Source organism: Bradyrhizobium hereditatis (genome assembly GCF_020329435.1).
In the GTDB taxonomy this organism is placed as follows: domain Bacteria; phylum Pseudomonadota; class Alphaproteobacteria; order Rhizobiales; family Xanthobacteraceae; genus Bradyrhizobium; species Bradyrhizobium hereditatis.
Genome location: NZ_JAGKJK010000001.1, coordinates 269,710 through 286,320 on the forward strand (window position 1 = coordinate 269,710; position 16,611 = coordinate 286,320).

Here is a 16,611-nt window from a genome sequence, read left to right on the forward strand (position 1 = left end):
GTCTCACGAACACCCCGTCGTGGACCCGCACGTATCGCACTTCATGCACGTGCCATTCCGCACCAGCGTAAAGTTGCCGCACTCCGAGCACATCTCGCCTTCGTAGCCTTTTGCTTTGGCTTCCGCGCGGCGCTCGGCCTTGCTTGGCGCCACCGCCACCGCCACACTTCCGGCCTTGCTCCATTGCAGGGCTTCCAGCCTTTCCGTCGGCGAGAGGTCGTGGCTCACTTCCTGCTTCAAGGCGACGGCGCCTTCATGGGCGTCGGAGACGCGCGCGCTGGCGCCGTGGCCGCCGATCGCGGTGACCTTGCCTGAGCCGCGGGCATCGACGTCGCCGCCGCGCATCACCACCAGATTATCCGTGCGCGAGCGGGTCAGGCCCTTGGACAGATATTTGGTGGCCTGGTGGTTGCCGTCGGGCTCCTTGCCTTCCTCGACGCCCTTGCCGAGTGCGTCGAAATTCGACTCGGTCGGATCGACATGGGCGAGATCGAAGCGCGACATATAGCTGACCGCGAGTTCGCGGAAGACATAGTCGAGGATCGAGGTCGCGTACTTGATGCTGTCGTTGCCCTGCACCGGGCCCGCCGGTTCGAAGCGGGTGAAGGTGAAGGCGTCGACATATTCCTCCAGCGGCACGCCGTATTGCAGGCCGAGCGAGACGGCGATTGCAAAATTGTTGATGAAGGAGCGCAGCGCCGCGCCTTCCTTGTGCATGTCGATGAAGATCTCGCCGAGACGGCCGTCGTCATATTCGCCGGTGCGCAAATAGACCTTGTGGCCGCCGACAACAGCCTTCTGGGTGTAGCCCTTGCGTCGATCCGGCATCTTCTCGCGCTCGCGCATCACGACGATGCGCTCGACCAGCTTCTCTACAACCTTCTCCGAGACCTGCGCGGTGCGCGCGGCCATCGGCTTCTCATAGAGCGCCTCCACCGCATCGTCCTCGTCGTCATCGTCGGCGATGAGCTGCGAGTTGAGCGGCTGGGAGAGCTTCGAGCCGTCGCGGTAGAGCGCGTTGGCCTTCAGCGCGAGCTTCCAGGAGAGGAGATACGCCGCCTTGCAATCCTCCACCGTGGCGTCGTTCGGCATGTTGATGGTCTTCGAGATCGCGCCCGAGATGAACGGCTGCGAGGCCGCCATCATGCGGATGTGGCTCTCGACCGACAGGTAACGCTTGCCGATCTTGCCGCAGGGGTTGGCGCAGTCGAACACCGGATAGTGCTCAGCCTTCAGGTGCGGTGCGCCTTCCACGGTCATCGCGCCGCAGATGTGCACATTCGCCGCCTCGATCTCGCGCTTGGTGAAGCCGATCGCGGACAAGAGGTCGAAGCCGGGGGCCGCGATCGCTTCCGGGGCAAGGCCCAGATTGTCGCGCAAAAAGTCCTCGCCAAAGGTCCACTTGTTGAAGGCGAATTTGATGTCGAAGGCGGTCGGCAGCGCTTTCTCCACCTTGGCCAGCGCTTCATCGGTGAAGCCTTTGGCCTTCAGCGTGGTGAGGTTGATGCCGGGCGCGTTGGAGAGCGAGCCGTGGCCGACGGCGTAGGCCTCGATCTCTGCAATATGCGCTTCGCTGTAGCCGAGCGCGCGCAGCGCTTCGGGAACCGCCTGGTTGATGATCTTCCAGTAGCCGCCGCCGGCGAGCTTCTTGAATTTCACCAGCGCGAAATCAGGCTCGATGCCCGTGGTGTCGCAATCCATCACGAGGCCAATGGTGCCGGTCGGCGCCACGACGGTCGTCTGCGCGTTGCGGTAGCCATTGGTTTCGCCGAGCGACAGCGCCTCGTCCCAGGCCTTGGTCGCATGCGCGATCAGGTCGGCTTGCGGGCAGGCGGCGTGGTCGAGCGGCACCGGGTTGACACTGAGCGACTCATAGCCTGACGCGTTGCCGTGCGCGGCGCGGCGGTGGTTGCGGATCACGCGCAGCATGTGCTGGGCGTTCTTCTTGTAACCGGGGAAGGTGCCGAGCTCGCCGGCCATCTCGGCCGAGGTCTTGTAGGCGATGCCGGTCATGATCGCCGTCAGCGCGCCGCAGAGCGAACGGCCTTCCTTGCTGTCATAGGGCAGGCCCATGGTCATGAGCAGGCCGCCGATATTGGCAAAGCCGAGGCCCAGCGTGCGGAACTCGTAGGAGAGTTCGGCAATCGCCTTCGACGGGAATTGCGCCATCATGACGGAGATTTCCAGCACGATGGTCCAGAGCCGGCAGAGATGCTCGTAGGACTCGACGTCGAACCGCTTGGTCGTGGTGTTGTAGAAGGTGAGCAGGTTCGTAGACGCGAGATTGCACGCCGTGTCGTCCAGGAACATGTATTCCGAGCACGGATTGGACGCGCGGATGTCGCCGGACGCCTTGCAGGTGTGCCAGTCGTTCATCGTGGTGTTGAAGTGCAGCCCAGGATCGGCGGAGGCCCAGGCGGCATAGCCGATCTTCTCCCAGAGCTCGCGGGCCTTCAGCGTCTTCGTGATCTTCTTGTTGGTGCGGCCGATCAGATTCCAGTCGCCATCGGTCTCGACGGCGCGGAGGAAATCGTCCTTCAGCGAGACCGAGTTGTTGGAGTTCTGGCCGGATACCGTCAGGTAGGCTTCCGAATCCCAGTCGGTGTCGTAGATCGGGAAGTCGATCTCCTTGTAGCCTTGCTTGGCGAACTGGATCACCCGCTTGATGTAGTTGTCGGGCACCAGCGCCCGGCGCGCGAGCTTGATCTCGCGGCGGAGGGCAGGGTTCTTCTCGGGGTCGAAGCAGTCGTCGCCACTGCCTTCGCAGTTCACGCAGGCCTTCAGCACGGCCTTGAGGTGCTTCTGGTTGATCTTGGAGCCGGTGACGAGGGCGGCGACCTTCTGCTCCTCCTTCACCTTCCAGTCGATATAGGTCTCGATGTCGGGGTGATCGACGTCGACCACGACCATCTTGGCCGCGCGACGCGTCGTGCCGCCGCTCTTGATCGCGCCCGCGGCGCGATCGCCGATCTTGAGGAAGCTCATCAGGCCGCTCGAGCGGCCGCCGCCGGACAGGCGCTCGCCTTCGCCGCGCAGGCGCGAGAAGTTGGAGCCGGTGCCGGAGCCATACTTGAACAGGCGCGCCTCACGCACCCAGAGGTCCATGATGCCGCCGTCGTTGACGAGGTCGTCCTCGATGCCCTGGATGAAGCAGGCGTGCGGCTGCGGATGCTCATAGGCCGACTTCGATTTGGTCAGCTTGCCGGTCTTCCAGTCGACGTAATAGTGGCCCTGGCCGGGGCCGTCGATGCCGTAGGCCCAATGCAGCCCGGTGTTGAACCATTGCGGCGAGTTCGGCGCGACCATCTGCTTGGCGAGCTGATAGCGCAGCTCGTCGAAGAAGGCCTGCGCGTCCTCATCGGACGAGAAGTAGCCGCCCTTCCAGCCCCAATAGGTCCAGCAGCCGGCCAGCCGATCGAACACCTGCTTTGAGCTGGTCTCGCCGACATAGCGCTCGCTTTCGGGGAGAAGGGCGAGCGCCTCGGTGTCGGGGACCGAGCGCCACAGCCACGACGGCACGGTCTCTTCCTCGACCTTCTTCAGGCGCGCGGCGACGCCCGCTTTCCGGAAATACTTCTGGGCGAGGACGTCGGAGGCGACCTGCGACCAGAACTCGGGCACTTCGACATTCTCGAGCCTGAACACGATCGAGCCGTCGGGGTTGCGGATCTCCGATGTGGTCAGCCGAAAGCCGATCTCCGCATAGGGAGACTGGCCGGAAGTGGTGTTTCGCCGCTCGATTCGCATTTTAGTGCCCCGTATTCTTTGCCGGTCCCGCTTTTCGCGGGTTGCCGGATGTTTCAGTGAGCGAACCTTCGGGACCAAGGTTGATGACAACCTTGGCCCTTGAGATCCGCAAGCTCTACCGGTGGACCCGGCCCTGTTTCTGCTTTCGCCACCCCAAGGGTTCGTCCCGCCGATTAGCGAGGCCAACCCCATCCCTTGGCTTTGAGCCTGATTGGAGCGCCGCCTACCCAGCCGGCTTTCCGGATCATGCTCGAACTCAACGCCGCAACTCGTCAGCCGGGCCAGTTTCGGCCCATTATTAGCGCCCCGGATCACCCCCGGATTTTGGGCAGACAAGCCCTCGATCCGTGCCTCAACCGGCTGACGGAGTGCTCGTTCGGAACCCGTTTGGGAGTGATCGGCGGGACCCAGAACTTAACTCGCGCCGTCCAGGAATGAGGCTAGGCCAAACCCGTCGCGCCCGTCAAGGACTAGTACGAGTTCCTGAATCAAACACTAAATATGGTGGAAAGTTCGGGGAAACAGGGGTCGGTGCCGCGCCTGTGATGGTGCCAAGTATCAGTGAGTCCTCAGGGATTCCCAAGGGAAAAAATTTTGTTCTGGCGGTGTGGAAAGCCCCTTCGCCCGCTGTTCACAGGGCAGGTATTTTTTCGCGCTTCGGGGTTGCGCTCGAAAGACTCAACGTAAGGCCACGGGCAGGGGAGGTCTGGCATGTCCGCGCATCCATGGCGACGAGGCCGCATACACGGCATGGTGCGGCCTGATTCCATCCCTTGCCGGGCTCCATGACAGAATCAAAAGCGACCGCGCCGGCGCGGATTGCGCCCGCCGGGCTGATGTTCCTCGCCATCACCTCGGTGGGCTGGGGGTTCAACTGGCCCGTCACCAAGTATCTGCTCAGCGAATTGCCGCCGCTGACTTTGCGCGGCTCGACAGGGGTGATCGGGGCGGCGCTGCTCGCCGTCCTGGCGCTGGTGCGCGCGGAGAGCTTGAGGGTCGAGCGGCATTTGTGGCCGCGGCTGATGCTGTCGGCGCTGCTCAACGTTACCGGCTGGATGGTGCTGATGGGGCTGGCGCTGCTCTGGTTGCCGGCGAGCGAGGCGGCGCTGATCGCCTACACCATGCCGGTCTGGGCCTCGCTGCTCGCATGGCCGGTGCTCGGCGAACGGCCGACAATGTTGCGTACGGTGGCGCTGGTGATGGCGTTCGCGGGCCTCGCCGCCATCATGGGCGGCAACGGCATCACGGCTACATCCGAAAAACTGCCGGGCATGGTGATGGCGCTCGGCGGCGCGCTCGGCTTTGCGCTCGGCACGGTACTGGCGAAGAAATTGCCGCTGCCGCTGCCGCCGATCCCGTCCGCGGCCTGGCAAATTGGACTTGGTTGCGCGCCGATCGTCGTCATCGGCCTTGCGTTGGAGACCACGCATATCGATGACGTGACGCCGCTCGGCTGGTGGCTCCTGATCTATTCGACCGTGATCCAGTTCTGCATCGCCTATGTCAGTTGGTTCGCCGCGCTCGCGCGGCTGCCGGCATCGGTGGCGGCGATCGGCACCATGGCGGTGCCGGTGATTGGCGTCGTCGCCTCCGCCATCGCACTCGGCGAGCCGCTCGGGCTGATCCAGATCGTGGCGCTGGTGTTCACGCTTGCCGGCGTCGTGCTGGCGACGCGGTCGTAAGGCCAGTCTATCCGATTGTAATGGCTGCCGGTTTGCAGTAGGCATCGGGGCGGAAAGTTCTGGCATAATGAGTGCCAGGCCTGACGGCCTGGCTTTATCTGTGAAAGAGAGAGCATGGCGCGCAACATTCTGATCCTAGGGGCCTCCTATGGCTCCCTCTTGGGGACCAAGCTTTTGATGGCCGGTCACAACGTGACCCTGGTGTGCCGCAAGAAGACGGCCGAGCTCATCAACCGCGACGGCACCGAGGTTCGCATCAAGCTGCGCGACGAGGCGGTGCACCGCGCGATCTTCTCGCGCGACCTGCCCGGCAAGCTCGATGCGGTCACGCCGCAGGACGTCGACGTTTCGCGCTACGACCTGGTCGGCCTTGCGATGCAGGAGCCGCAATACACCAACCACACGATCCGCGTGCTGATGATCAAGATCGCCGAGGCGAAGCTGCCTTGCCTTTCGATCATGAACATGCCGCCGTTGCCCTATCTGAAGCGGATCCCGGCGCTGGCGGACATGGACCTCGAGGAGGCCTACACCAACGCCCGGGTGTGGGAGCGTTTCAAGCCGGGGCTGGTCACGCTCTGCTCGCCCGATCCGCAGGCGTTCCGCCCGCCGGAGGAGGCGCCGAACGTGCTGCATGTCGGCCTGCCCACCAACTTCAAGGCGGCGACGTTCGAGGATGAGCAGCACAACAAGCTGCTTCGCGAGCTGGAATCCGACATCGACGCGGTGACGCTCGATGGCCACGACGTGCCGGTGAAGCTGAAAGTGTTCTCTTCGCTGTTCGTGCCGCTCGCCAAATGGTCGATGCTGCTGACCGGCAATTATCGCTGCATCACGCCGCACGAGCCGCAGTCGATCCGCGACGCCGTGCACGGTGACCTCAAGCTGTCACAGTCGATCTATGAGCATGTCGACGGCATCGCCCGGCGCCTCGGCGCTGATCCAGCCGACCAGGTGCCGTTCGGCAAATATGCCAAGGCGGCGGAAAGCCTGCTCAAGCCGTCCTCCGCGGCCCGCGCGGTCGCCAGCGGCGCGCCGTTCATCGAGCGCGTCGATCTGTTGGTGAAGCTGATCTCGCACCAGCTCGGCGTGCCCAGCGCCGAGATCGACCGCACGGTCGAGACCGTCGATCAGAAGCTGAACGAGAAGATCGTGGCGGGTGGATCAGGGGCGCAGTAGCGGCGGGCGAGTAGGCGCGAGATATCAAAACGCATACTGGTCAGGCGGTGCGCTCCCTCTCCCGCTTGCGGGGGAGGGCTGGGGTGGGGGTGTCTCCGCGGGCGACACTGCCCGAGTGGAGAGCTTCGCTCGTCTCGACCCCGCAAGCGGGAGAGGTGAAGCGCGTCTGGCCAATCGATCTAACAAAAAATTATCATCCTCTAAGAGTCGTCAGCCCGGCGCACGTTCCACGACGTGACGTAACCACACCATACCGCCTTCGAGCGTTTCGCAATGCGTGAGACGCAGCGACTGCCCGGCGCCGGGAGGGTCCCCCTCGGGGCCGTCATAATCCACAATGCTTTGCGTACCGGCCACGCCATCGACGGCGGGATGGATCAGGGTGCTGAACTCATCGATGAGCTTGTGCTTGAGAAAGGCGCCGTTGATCTTGCCGCCGCCTTCGAGAAGAAGCGTTTTGGCACCAAGCAGCGAGGCGACCTCCTCCATCACGCGGGGCAGATCATCGCCCTTGGGTCCGGCGAAGACATAAGACACGCCGTCCTCACGCAATTCCGCGAGGTACGCATCGGACACTTCCTCGCCCAGAACGGCGACGACATGGTCGCCGCCGATATTGTCCTTGCCGTAATGAACGCGGCCCGCTGGATCGATACCGATCGCAAGCTTGCGCCCGCCGCGCGAGGCAATATGCGCTTCGCGCGCAACTTTGGGTGCATCTTTAAGCGGCCGCTCCGCTCCCTTCGCCATCTCGCTCATCGTCTTGCGGCCGACGATCCATCCGTCCGCGCCGAACTGATCATGTATGCGTTCATAATGTCCGCGCAGGACATCTCGCGAGATGCCGTTCGCTGGCGCGGTGAAGCGGCTCGGATGCAGACGGCCGTCGATCGAGGTGCCCATATGGCAGATGATGTAGGGGCGCATGGGAGCTTTTCCTCGCCTGGTGCCGGTCTCTCAATTCGACCAGCGCGGCAAATGCTGGCGATGACGGAGGACGGCCCGGTAGATCACGCCTCTATGCCAATTTGTTTCACCAGTTCGGGAATAAGCTGTCTTAGCTTGCCGTGGCTGAGGAGTGGCGAAGCGGCGATCTCGGCAAGCCGCCGTTCGACGTCGGGCCATTGATTGGTCTCGCGCGGGTCGATGTCGCCCTTGGCAAGGTTGCAGGGATAGCAGGCCAGCACGCGGTTGCTCCGGCCGTTCTGACCGCCCTTGGAGAGCGGGATGAAATGGTCGATGCTGGCCTTGACCTTGCCGCCCGTCTTCATCCGGGAGAGTGCAACGTCGCAGTAGGCGCATCGTCCGCCCCAATCGAAATAGAGGCGCTTGTAGATCACGTCGGCCATCAGCCGCTCTTCCCCAAAATCTCTCGTCGACGAATCACCATTGTCGGCATTGAATCCGACGCCGCAAGAGGAGATTGGTTTACCCGGACAGCGCGCGCCGCACCATGTTCGCCAATTGGGATTTTCGGTACGGCTTGGTCAGCAGCAGCACGCCGGGATCGAGGCGGCCCTGATGCAAGATCGCGTTGTCGGTATAGCCCGAAGTATAGAGCACCTTGACGCCGGGGCGGCGCTTGATGGCTTCATCGGCGAGCTGCCGGCCGGTCATGCCGCCGGGCATGATGACGTCGGTGAACAACAGGTCGAACGGCTTGCCGTCCGCGATCAGCGCCATCGCCGCCGGGCCGTTGGCGGCCGCGATCGTCTGATAGCCGAGGCTCTGCAGTTGGGTGATGACGAAGTTGCGCACCAGCGCGTCGTCTTCCACCACCATGATGGTCTCGTTGCCTTGCGGCAGCGCAGGGGCAGCGGCCGGCGCGGTCTCGACCTGGCCGCGGGCCGGCGGCAGATAGAGCTTGATCGTGGTGCCGTGGCCGACCTCGCTGTAGATCCGGATGTGCCCGCCCGATTGCTTGACGAAGCCGTAGACCATGCTCAGCCCGAGGCCCGAGCCCTTGCCGACCTCCTTGGTGGTGAAGAACGGCTCGAACACCTTGTTCAGCACGTCCTGCGGCATGCCAGCGCCGTTATCGCTGACCGCGAGCATCACGTAGGGGCCGGGCTTGGCGTCCGGATTGGCCTGCGCATAGGCCTCGTCGAGCACGACGTTGCGTGTCTCCAATAGCAGCTTGCCGCCGTTCGGCATCGCGTCGCGGGCATTGATCGCCATGTTGAGCAGGGAGTTGGCGAGCTGCGAGGGGTCGATATGGGCCACCGCCGTTTCCTGCTCGAGTATCGAGTTGACCTCGATCTGCTCGCCGAGTGTCGGGCGAAGCAGCTTGGCGATGTCGACGACGGTGGCGTTGATGTCGACATTGCGCGGCTGCAGCGGCTGGCGGCGGGCGAAGGCAAGCAGATGCTGGATCAATTCGCTGCAGCGTTCCGCCGCCTGGTCGATCAATTCGGCCGTCTTCTGCAGCTCCGGTTCATGGGCAAGGCGGGCTACGAGAGTCTCCGTGGTGCCGGTGATCACGGTGAGCATGTTGTTGAAGTCGTGCGCGACGCCGCCGGTGAGCTTGCCGATCGCATCTAACTTCTGAGATTGCTGCAGCTTGTGCTCGGTTTCGCGCGATGCGGTGGCATCATGGTAGACCAACGCGGCGCCGCTGATCGCGCCCGAGGTATCGCGCAGCGGCCGGCCGCTGATCAAGAGATGAACGGGCCGGCTGCCGCCGACCGGGCGCACCACGATTTCGGTGGCATCGAATGTTTCGCCGCGCAGCGCTCGTGCGGCAGGCATGTCCTGGACCGGCAGCGGCGTGACGCCGTCGGCATGGAAAACCGTGCTGAGCGAGCGCAACAGCTCGACCGTCATGCCCGGCCGGTAGCGCAGCATCTTCTCGGCGGCGGGATTGGAGAGCAACACCTCTCCCTTGGTGTCGATGACAAGCACCGCTTCCGCCATGCTGTGAAAGGTGCTGCGCAGGACGGCGGCCGAAAGCCTGAGCTCCTCGTGCGCAGCAACCAGATGCTCGGTACGCTCGGCGACCGCGGCCTCCAGCGCCTCGTTGGTCGCCTTGCTGGCGCTCAGCGAATCCTGCAGTTCCCGGCGCGAGCGGCGGGCCAACAAGGTGAGAACAGTGGCGAGGATCAGGATCAGCACCACGCCGGCGAGATCGATCGCCAGCAGGAAACTGCCATTGGTCTCGGACTCCGCACGTCTGGCGAAAAGCAGCCGCCGTTCTTCCGCGACAGCCTTTTCCAGATTGCCGGCGATCGCGGCCGTGGCCGCGCGGTCCTCCTGGGCGACGAGCGCGGCGGCGGCGGCGCTGTCGCCGGCGGTCCGGAGCCTGACCAGCTCGCCATTGAGTGCGATCTGGCGCTCCACCAGCGCCTTGGTTTCTTCGATCAATTGCTTTTCGGTGGGGTTGGCTTTGACGGCCTCGATCAGTGCCGCCAGTGCCGGCACGATCGCGTCGCTGGCCTCACGGTATTCGCGGGCGAATTCCTGATCACCTGACAGCGCGTAGGCGCGCGCCGCGCTTTCCGCCCGGTGCAGCTGCGGGCGCATATCGGAGAGCTTTCCGAGGATTCCGAGCGCGCGGTCCACGGAGGCGCTATCGGATCGCGACTTGAGGTCGAGACCGATCGAGGCAGCGCCGATGACGAGGAGGATCGCGAGCCCAATTCCGAGAATGATACGCTGGGAAGGCATTTGCCAGTTGCTATTTCGAGTCGCGTGCGGACGCTTCTGATTTGGTGATGCATTGATTGACCGAGGTCAACAGCGCGTCCGGCGTGAACGGCTTGCGCAGGCAGCATGCCGCGCCGAGCTCGATGGTCATGCGCAGGAAATCCGGTGCGCGTTTGGCGTTGGCGAAGGCGTAGCCGGACATCGCGATGATCGGTGTGTCCGGCTTGCGCTCGTGGAACATCCGTATCGACTCGAAGCCGCGCATGTGCGGCATGAACACGTCGATCAGCATGACGTCGAAGTCGGAAGTTTCGAGCGCGCGCATTCCCGCCTCACCACCGTCGGCAACGGTGACCTCGAAACCCTTGCGCGTCAGACAGACCTCGATGGCAACGCAGACCATCGGGTCGTCATCGACCACGAGAACGCGCGGCACGATGCTTCCTTCTTCGTTGGGCGGCAGTCAGATGACTGACATCCAATGTGACGATTAAGTCGAAACGCCGACAGGTCGTCTGTATGATACAGTGCACATAAGAGTTGCCGGGGGCAATTCCCTCTTCGCTGTATCAGAACGAGAATAACGAGAACAAATGCACTTCCGGTTCCGGATCTAAATCTGCCATGCCGCCGATCAAAGACGCGGGGCGGCCGTCGCCGCTCGGGCTCGTCCTGCTCGCGATCACGTCAGTGGGGTGGGGCCTCAATTTCCCGATCATGAAACATTTACTGACCGAGTGGCCGCCCTTGTCGTCGCGCGGTCTCTGCGGTGTCGCCGGTGCCACGGCGTTGGCGCTTATTGCACTCGCGCGAAGACAGAAATTGAGCGTGCCGGGGGCGATGTGGTTGCGGCTATTGCTGGTGTCGACATTGGCGATCAGCGGCTGGGTCGCTTTCATTGGCCTGGCGCTGCTGTGGCTCAGCGCCAGCGAGGCAGCGGTGCTCGGCATATCGATCCCGGTCTGGGTCGCACTCCTGGCTTGGCCAATCCTGGGTGAGCGGCTCTCGCCGCTTCGCGCCGTCTCGCTGATGGTCGCGCTCGCCGGCATTGCCGTGCTGATCGGCGGCAACGGTTTCGAGGCCAGCATCGAAAAACTGCCGGGGGTCGCGCTCGCATTGGCCGGCGCCATCGGCGTCGCACTCGGCACCGTACTCACCAAGCATTTTCCGCTGGCGATGCCGCCGCTGTCGCTGGCCGCCTGGCAGGTCGGGCTCGGCTGTCTGCCGGTCGCGATCGTCGGCCTTGCGGTCGAGCAGCCGCAGCTCGCCGCGCTGTCATGGGTCGGCTGGGCGTCGCTCCTTAACATGACGCTGATCCAGTTCTGTCTGTGCTACGTCTGCTGGTTTGCCGCGCTTGAGCGGCTGCCAGCGGCCACGGCTTCGATCGGGACTTTGCTGGTCCCCGTCGTTGGCGTGCTCGCGGCGGCTGCGATGCTGCACGAGCCGCTCGGACTGCGTGAGTTCGCGGCGCTGGTATTCACACTTGGCGGCGTCGCGGTGGCGCTTCGGTCCTGATCCAAAAACGAAAAGGGCGGCGCACCGAAATGCGCCGCCCTTCGAACTCACGATATCGTGTTATTGCGCCGGGCAGGGGTGACGCCGGCCGTCATAGCCGAGATAGGTCCCTGACGCCGGATCGTAGGATTTGTACCTGCGCATGCAATAGGCCACGGCATCATCGCCGACCGGAGGCGCAGCGGCGACGATGGTCTCGTCATAGTAATAGGGGTCATCGTAATAGTAGGGGCTGCCGTAATAGCCATACGCCGACCCGATGCCTGCGCCGATCGCGAAGCCCGGCCAGAAGCCATGACGGTGATGACGGTGAAAATGACGGCGGCCACCATGCCAGGCGCCGCCAGTCCAGGTCCCTTGGGTGCCGCCTGCGACAACTGGACCACCGGCGCCGGGGCGGACGCCCGTTGCGACGCCCGGTGCTGCGGCCATCCCACCGCCTCTCACACCAACGCCGCCACCGGCCGCTATGCCAGGGCCGCCGCCTCTAAAGCCGCCACCTGGGGCGATTGCCGCACCGCCGCCACCTCTAAAGCCGCCGCCACCGCCGATAGCTGCACCGCCACCGCCGCCACCGCCGATAGCTGCGCCGCCACCGCCGCCGCCCACAGCTGCGCCGCCACCACCGCCACCGCCGCCTGCAACGCCCGGCCGGCCCTGAGCCGAGGCTTGGCTTGCCATTGCGATCGGCACGAGCAGCGCTATCGCTGCGGCTGTACTCAACACTTTTAGATTGATCATTGTGTGGGCTCCATTTGCGGGAATGAATTATAGGGTTCCTAACCCCCTCACGGGATGGACGTTCCCGAGCCTGCGCATTCGCTGCGCGCAAGCCGAGCCTGTCGGATCGGAACTGTGTGCGGAATGAACGGATCGCGCCGATTCCGCGACCCTGCGCTGGGCGCGACCGGTCAGGCAAGACCATCCTCCCGCCGGCAGGGTTGGAATGTCGGCCTTTGTCTGGACAATCCGGCCCGTGGATGGCATCAGAGCGGCACGTTTTCTCGAACCGGCCCGAGCCTCATGAAGCAGTTTTTGCTGAAGTTTTTCACTTGGTGGAACAGCCAGACGTTCGGCACGCAGTTGTGGACCTGGCGATTCGGCGAACTGGTCGGCGAGGACGAGCAGGGCAACCGCTACTACCGCACGAAGGGCCGCAAGATCGATCCGACGCTCGGCTTCGAGCGGCGCTGGGTGATCTATAACGGCTATGCCGAGGCGAGCCGGGTGCCGCCGTCATGGCATGGCTGGCTGCATCACGTTGTCGATACCCCGCCGACGGAAGAGTCTTACACGCCGCGCGAATGGGAAAAGCCGCATCGGCCGAACCTGACCGGTACGCCCGCGGCCTATCGTCCCTCCGGCTCGACGCTCGCCAGCGGCCGTCGCCAAAAGGCAACAGGCGACTATCAGGCCTGGACGCCGGGAAGCTGACCTCACGTTTATTTTAGCGGGAACTGCCCTAGGTGCACTTGCACGCCAGGATGCGTGTAGATACACGTATCTCATGAAGCAAGCGAACGATCGTGATACCGCTGACTACATGGCTGCTGCCGGCTGCTTCTGCCTGGCATCGCGGCAGGCCGCGCGGAAGATCACGCGGCTATACGATTCGTACATGCAAGAAGCGGGAGTTCGGATCACGCAGTTCACCATCCTGTCGCAACTGATGCTGCGAGGGGATATGCCGATCGGCAAGCTGGCCACAATTCTCGGCATGGAGCGCACGACGCTGACCCGCAACCTCGGGCCGCTCGAGCAGCAAAAGTGGATTTCGGTCAAGGCGGGCGAGGATCCGCGCGCCCGCATGATCGGCATCACCGCGCAGGGGCGGGGTGTGGTGCGTCGCAGCTTTCCGTTCTGGTCGAAGGCGCAGGCGCATATCGGCAAGCTGCTCGGCGCTGACGGCCAGGCTGCGCTGAAGCTTCTGGAATCCCGGAATCTGGGATGAAGTGAAGGGGAGGGACCTTCGGCCGGGGCTTCGTTCATCCAAATAGGTGTAGCTACACTTAACAGGAGAAGCGTCATGCTCGACTTCGTCGGAACCATCGTTCTTGTTGCCGCGATCATCGTCAGCATCAATGCGCTTACCGGCGCGATGCCGATCACCACATCACAGCGCCTCGCGCTTTCGGTCGGCGCCGGTCTGTGGACGGGCTTGGCTGCCGCGCTCGCGGCAGCGAACCTGTTCCTCGGCTCAAATCCGGTGGGGCCGCCGACGATCGGCACGGTCATCGCATTACCGCTGGTCGCAACCGCTATTGCGGCGTCGATCTCTCCATCCGTGCGCGCTGCGCTGCTCGCGATGCCTATGCCCTTCCTGATCGGTCTCAACGTGTGGCGTTTGGGTGGAGCATTCTTCCTGCTGCTCGCGGCGGAGGGACGGCTTGCCGGACCCTTCCCGTATTCGGCGGGTTGGGGCGATATCATAACCGGCGCGCTGGCGCTGCCGGTGGCCTGGATCGCGCTGCGCGGGGGAGGCAAGGCGCTGGTCTGGGCCTGGAATGCTTTTGGGATGCTCGATCTTGTGGTCGCGCTGACGCTCGGGATCACCTCGGCAAGTGGCTCGCCATTGCAGATCATTCACGCCGGCGTAGGTTCGGCAGGCGTGCAGGTGCTGCCGTGGTCGCTGATTCCGACCGTCCTAGTGCCCATGTTTCTAATCGTGCACGCCGTCATCTTCGCCCAACTGACCGCCGCCAGCAGGGCAACGGAGGCGCCGCAACTGTCTTCATCACGTTGACCCAGGCCTGTGGATAGCGGGATCAGCGGGTACAACCGTCGCGTTCATCTTGTGCTGTTCGCGTTATCGCGGCTTAATGGGGACATCTTACGGAGATGGGAAACCATCGCGTCGGTGTCGGGCTCCAGTTCGCGACTGTCCCGGCGAGCAGCGGCCACCGAGTAGGATACGGCCGGGAGATAGGCCCCCGGGTGCAGATATCCTGAAATCGCCCGCTAATGTGTGGCTGCCGTAGGAAAGGAAAGGCCGTCCGGGAAACCGGGCGGCCTTTTTCTTTGTTGGCGGGTTCACTTGTCCCGGATGCGGCTTCCGGCTTTGCTATCCCAGCCTTGCGGCGGCGCGGCCGATCATCTCGCTGCGGCGGGCCTGCGCCGGCGCGATTCGCTCTTTCATGAAGGCCAGCACTTCTGGCGGCGCGGTGTCGGGCGAGCCGGAATTGAACGGCGGCGCGGGATTGTATTCGAGGCGAAGCTGGATGGCTTCCGCGGTCTTTTGGTCGTGCAGCAATGAGACCAGCGTCAGCGCGAAATCGATGCCGGCGGTGACGCCGCCGCCGGTGACGCGATTGCGATCGACGCAGACGCGGGTCTTGGTCGGGATCGCTCCGAAAGCTTTCAAAAAGTCCATCGCCGTCCAGTGCGTCGCCGCGCGATAGCCTTTGAGCAGGCCGGCGGCGCCGAGCACCAGCGAGCCCGTGCAGACCGAGGTGATGTATTTGGCGCCGGGCGCCTGCTTGCGCAAAAAGGCCAGCATCTCCTCGTCGTTGATCATGTCGTCGGTGCCGAACCCGCCGGGCACGCAGATGACGTCGAGCTGCGGGCAATCGGCAAAGGTCGTGGTCGGCGTCAGCACCAGCACGGAATCGCTCGTGACCGGCTCGATCCGTTTCCAGATCAGGTGAACCTTGGCGCCGGGCAGACTGGAAAACACCTGCAAGGGACCGGTGAAATCGAGCTGGGTGACGCGCGGGAACAGCACGAGACCGATTTGCAGCGGGGTGGGGGTTGGAGATGGCTCGGACATCGTGACCTCCAGAAAATTTGCCTTGACGGGAGGCATCATGCCATGGTCGCTTCATGTCATAAACGGCATATTTCCCTCATTTTAGGACATCGGCCAAAGTTGCGGCTGAAGTGCAGGACGGACCAGCATCATGATCGGCGTTCTCATCTTTCCGGATTTCCAGTTGCTCGACGCAGCCGGGCCGATCTCGGCCTTCGAGATCGCGGCGCGCTATGCCGAGGGCGCGCCAGCGATCCGGGTTCTGGCGGTGACGCCGGGGCCTGTGCGCTCGTCATCGGGGGTGGAGATCGTAGCAAGAGGGTTGAAATCGGCATCCGCCGTGACGACGCTGATCGTCGCAGGCGGCGAGGGCGTGCGGGAGGCGGCAAGGTGCGAGAAGACGCTCGGCTTCGTGCGCGCGGCTGCGAAGCGCGGCATCCGCGTCGCCAGCGTCTGCTCCGGCGCCTATGTCCTCGCGGAGGCCGGACTGCTCGATGGCCGCCGCGCCACCACGCATTGGCAGCGCACGCGGCATTTTCTGAAGACCTATCCTCAGGTGAGACTGGAGCCTGATCGCATCTTCGTGCGCGACGGCGACGTCTGGACGTCGGCGGGGATATCCGCCGGCATTGACCTGTCGCTGGCGATGATCGCGGAAGATTACGGCGACGAGATCGCGCAGAAAACCGCAAAGCAGCTCGTACTCTATCACCGCCGCAGCGGCGGCCAGTCGCAATTCTCCTCGCTACTGGAATTGAAGGCGCCGAACGGCCGTTTCGGGCCGCTGCTCGCATGGGCGCGCGAAAACCTCGAGGCGCCGCTCACCGTTGAGGATCTCGCCGAGCAGGCCGGCATGAGTTCGCGGCATTTCACCCGCGCCTTCATGGCAGAGACCGGCACCACGCCGTCAAAGGCGGTGGAGCGGCTCCGCATCGAGGTGGCGCGGCAACGTGTGCAATCCTCCAGCGAGGCGATCGAGCGCGTTGCGCAAACCACTGGCTTTCGCGATCCGGAGCGGATGCGCCGCGCCTTCATCCGCGCCTTCGGCCAGCCGCCGCAATCGCTGCGCCGCGCGGCGCGGGCAGGGTAGGCGGATTGGAA

14 protein-coding genes are annotated in these 16,611 nt (G+C 64.0%); 7 read left to right on the top strand and 7 right to left on the bottom strand.

Annotated features, from left to right (window positions below; translation table 11 throughout):
- Positions 1-3: 3 nt before the first annotated feature.
- Positions 4-3,747: a vitamin B12-dependent ribonucleotide reductase gene (locus tag J6524_RS01460; RefSeq protein WP_225668451.1), complete on the bottom strand. Its 3,744-nt coding sequence runs from the start codon at positions 3,745-3,747 to the stop codon at positions 4-6.
- Between the two features lie 785 nt (positions 3,748-4,532).
- On the opposite strand from J6524_RS01460, the gene J6524_RS01465 reads away from it, so the two are divergent.
- Both J6524_RS01465 and J6524_RS01470 read left to right on the top strand, forming a co-directional pair.
- Positions 4,533-5,429, top strand: a complete 897-nt coding sequence (locus J6524_RS01465; RefSeq protein ID WP_225668452.1) for a DMT family transporter — start codon at positions 4,533-4,535, stop codon at positions 5,427-5,429.
- A gap of 114 nt (positions 5,430-5,543) precedes the next feature.
- On the top strand, positions 5,544-6,608 hold the full coding sequence (locus tag J6524_RS01470; protein ID WP_225668453.1) for a ketopantoate reductase family protein: 1,065 nt from the start codon (positions 5,544-5,546) through the stop codon (positions 6,606-6,608).
- A 210-nt stretch (positions 6,609-6,818) separates the two neighbouring features.
- Here the strand turns inward: J6524_RS01470 and J6524_RS01475 are convergent, their stop codons facing one another.
- The 4 genes from J6524_RS01475 to J6524_RS01490 all read right to left on the bottom strand — a co-directional run bounded on the left by J6524_RS01475 (position 6,819) and on the right by J6524_RS01490 (position 10,686).
- Positions 6,819-7,535: a dihydrofolate reductase family protein gene (locus tag J6524_RS01475; RefSeq protein WP_225668455.1), complete on the bottom strand. Its 717-nt coding sequence runs from the start codon at positions 7,533-7,535 to the stop codon at positions 6,819-6,821.
- 83 nt (positions 7,536-7,618) lie between these two features.
- Complete coding sequence (locus J6524_RS01480; RefSeq protein ID WP_225668457.1) at positions 7,619-7,957, bottom strand: HNH endonuclease; 339 nt, start codon at positions 7,955-7,957, stop codon at positions 7,619-7,621.
- A gap of 79 nt (positions 7,958-8,036) precedes the next feature.
- A complete protein-coding gene (locus J6524_RS01485) occupies positions 8,037-10,271 on the bottom strand; it encodes a CHASE3 domain-containing protein (protein ID WP_225668459.1) in 2,235 nt (744 codons plus the stop codon).
- 10 nt (positions 10,272-10,281) lie between these two features.
- Positions 10,282-10,686, bottom strand: a complete 405-nt coding sequence (locus J6524_RS01490) for a response regulator (protein ID WP_225668461.1) — start codon at positions 10,684-10,686, stop codon at positions 10,282-10,284.
- 188 nt (positions 10,687-10,874) lie between these two features.
- Here J6524_RS01490 and J6524_RS01495 point away from each other — a divergent pair, with 188 nt between their 5' ends.
- Positions 10,875-11,765 carry a DMT family transporter gene (locus tag J6524_RS01495; protein ID WP_225668463.1) on the top strand — a complete coding sequence of 297 codons (891 nt, stop codon included), beginning with the start codon at positions 10,875-10,877 and terminating at the stop codon, positions 11,763-11,765.
- Positions 11,766-11,825: 60 nt separating this feature from the next.
- Here the strand turns inward: J6524_RS01495 and J6524_RS01500 are convergent, their stop codons facing one another.
- Positions 11,826-12,506 (bottom strand): BA14K family protein, encoded by a 681-nt coding sequence (locus J6524_RS01500; protein WP_225668465.1) that lies wholly within the window; start codon positions 12,504-12,506, stop codon positions 11,826-11,828.
- A gap of 282 nt (positions 12,507-12,788) precedes the next feature.
- Between J6524_RS01500 and J6524_RS01505 the strand changes: the two genes are divergently transcribed.
- From J6524_RS01505 to J6524_RS01515, 3 genes are all read left to right on the top strand, one after another.
- Positions 12,789-13,199, top strand: coding sequence for an NADH:ubiquinone oxidoreductase subunit NDUFA12 (locus J6524_RS01505; RefSeq protein ID WP_225668467.1), 411 nt, complete (start codon positions 12,789-12,791; stop codon positions 13,197-13,199).
- A gap of 73 nt (positions 13,200-13,272) precedes the next feature.
- The gene (locus J6524_RS01510) at positions 13,273-13,716 is read left to right on the top strand and encodes a MarR family winged helix-turn-helix transcriptional regulator (RefSeq protein ID WP_225668468.1); all 444 of its coding nucleotides are present in this window, start codon (positions 13,273-13,275) and stop codon (positions 13,714-13,716) included.
- A 75-nt stretch (positions 13,717-13,791) separates the two neighbouring features.
- Entirely contained in the window at positions 13,792-14,508 is a 717-nt protein-coding gene (locus J6524_RS01515) for a DUF8737 domain-containing protein (protein WP_225668470.1), read from the top strand.
- 318 nt (positions 14,509-14,826) lie between these two features.
- Here J6524_RS01515 and J6524_RS01520 read toward each other — a convergent pair whose 3' ends face one another.
- Entirely contained in the window at positions 14,827-15,531 is a 705-nt protein-coding gene (locus tag J6524_RS01520) for a DJ-1/PfpI family protein (RefSeq protein ID WP_225668472.1), read from the bottom strand.
- 130 nt (positions 15,532-15,661) lie between these two features.
- Between J6524_RS01520 and J6524_RS01525 the strand changes: the two genes are divergently transcribed.
- Positions 15,662-16,600 carry a GlxA family transcriptional regulator gene (locus tag J6524_RS01525; RefSeq protein ID WP_225668473.1) on the top strand — a complete coding sequence of 313 codons (939 nt, stop codon included), beginning with the start codon at positions 15,662-15,664 and terminating at the stop codon, positions 16,598-16,600.
- The last annotated feature ends 11 nt before the right edge of the window (positions 16,601-16,611 follow it).

Excerpts from the sequence above, each read along its gene's own strand:
- J6524_RS01485 (WP_225668459.1), bottom strand. The coding sequence starts at position 10,271 with ATGCCTTCCCAGCGTATCATTCTCGGAATTGGGCTCGCGATCCTCCTC.
- J6524_RS01480 (WP_225668457.1), bottom strand. The coding sequence starts at position 7,957 with ATGGCCGACGTGATCTACAAGCGCCTCTATTTCGATTGGGGCGGACGA.
- J6524_RS01515 (WP_225668470.1), top strand. The coding sequence starts at position 13,792 with ATGCTCGACTTCGTCGGAACCATCGTTCTTGTTGCCGCGATCATCGTC.
- J6524_RS01495 (WP_225668463.1), top strand. The coding sequence starts at position 10,875 with ATGCCGCCGATCAAAGACGCGGGGCGGCCGTCGCCGCTCGGGCTCGTC.
- J6524_RS01475 (WP_225668455.1), bottom strand. The coding sequence starts at position 7,535 with ATGCGCCCCTACATCATCTGCCATATGGGCACCTCGATCGACGGCCGT.
- J6524_RS01525 (WP_225668473.1), top strand. The coding sequence starts at position 15,662 with ATGATCGGCGTTCTCATCTTTCCGGATTTCCAGTTGCTCGACGCAGCC.
- J6524_RS01505 (WP_225668467.1), top strand. The coding sequence starts at position 12,789 with ATGAAGCAGTTTTTGCTGAAGTTTTTCACTTGGTGGAACAGCCAGACG.
- J6524_RS01460 (WP_225668451.1), bottom strand. The coding sequence starts at position 3,747 with ATGCGAATCGAGCGGCGAAACACCACTTCCGGCCAGTCTCCCTATGCG.
- J6524_RS01510 (WP_225668468.1), top strand. The coding sequence starts at position 13,273 with ATGAAGCAAGCGAACGATCGTGATACCGCTGACTACATGGCTGCTGCC.
- J6524_RS01520 (WP_225668472.1), bottom strand. The coding sequence starts at position 15,531 with ATGTCCGAGCCATCTCCAACCCCCACCCCGCTGCAAATCGGTCTCGTG.
- J6524_RS01500 (WP_225668465.1), bottom strand. The coding sequence starts at position 12,506 with ATGATCAATCTAAAAGTGTTGAGTACAGCCGCAGCGATAGCGCTGCTC.
- J6524_RS01470 (WP_225668453.1), top strand. The coding sequence starts at position 5,544 with ATGGCGCGCAACATTCTGATCCTAGGGGCCTCCTATGGCTCCCTCTTG.
- J6524_RS01465 (WP_225668452.1), top strand. The coding sequence starts at position 4,533 with ATGACAGAATCAAAAGCGACCGCGCCGGCGCGGATTGCGCCCGCCGGG.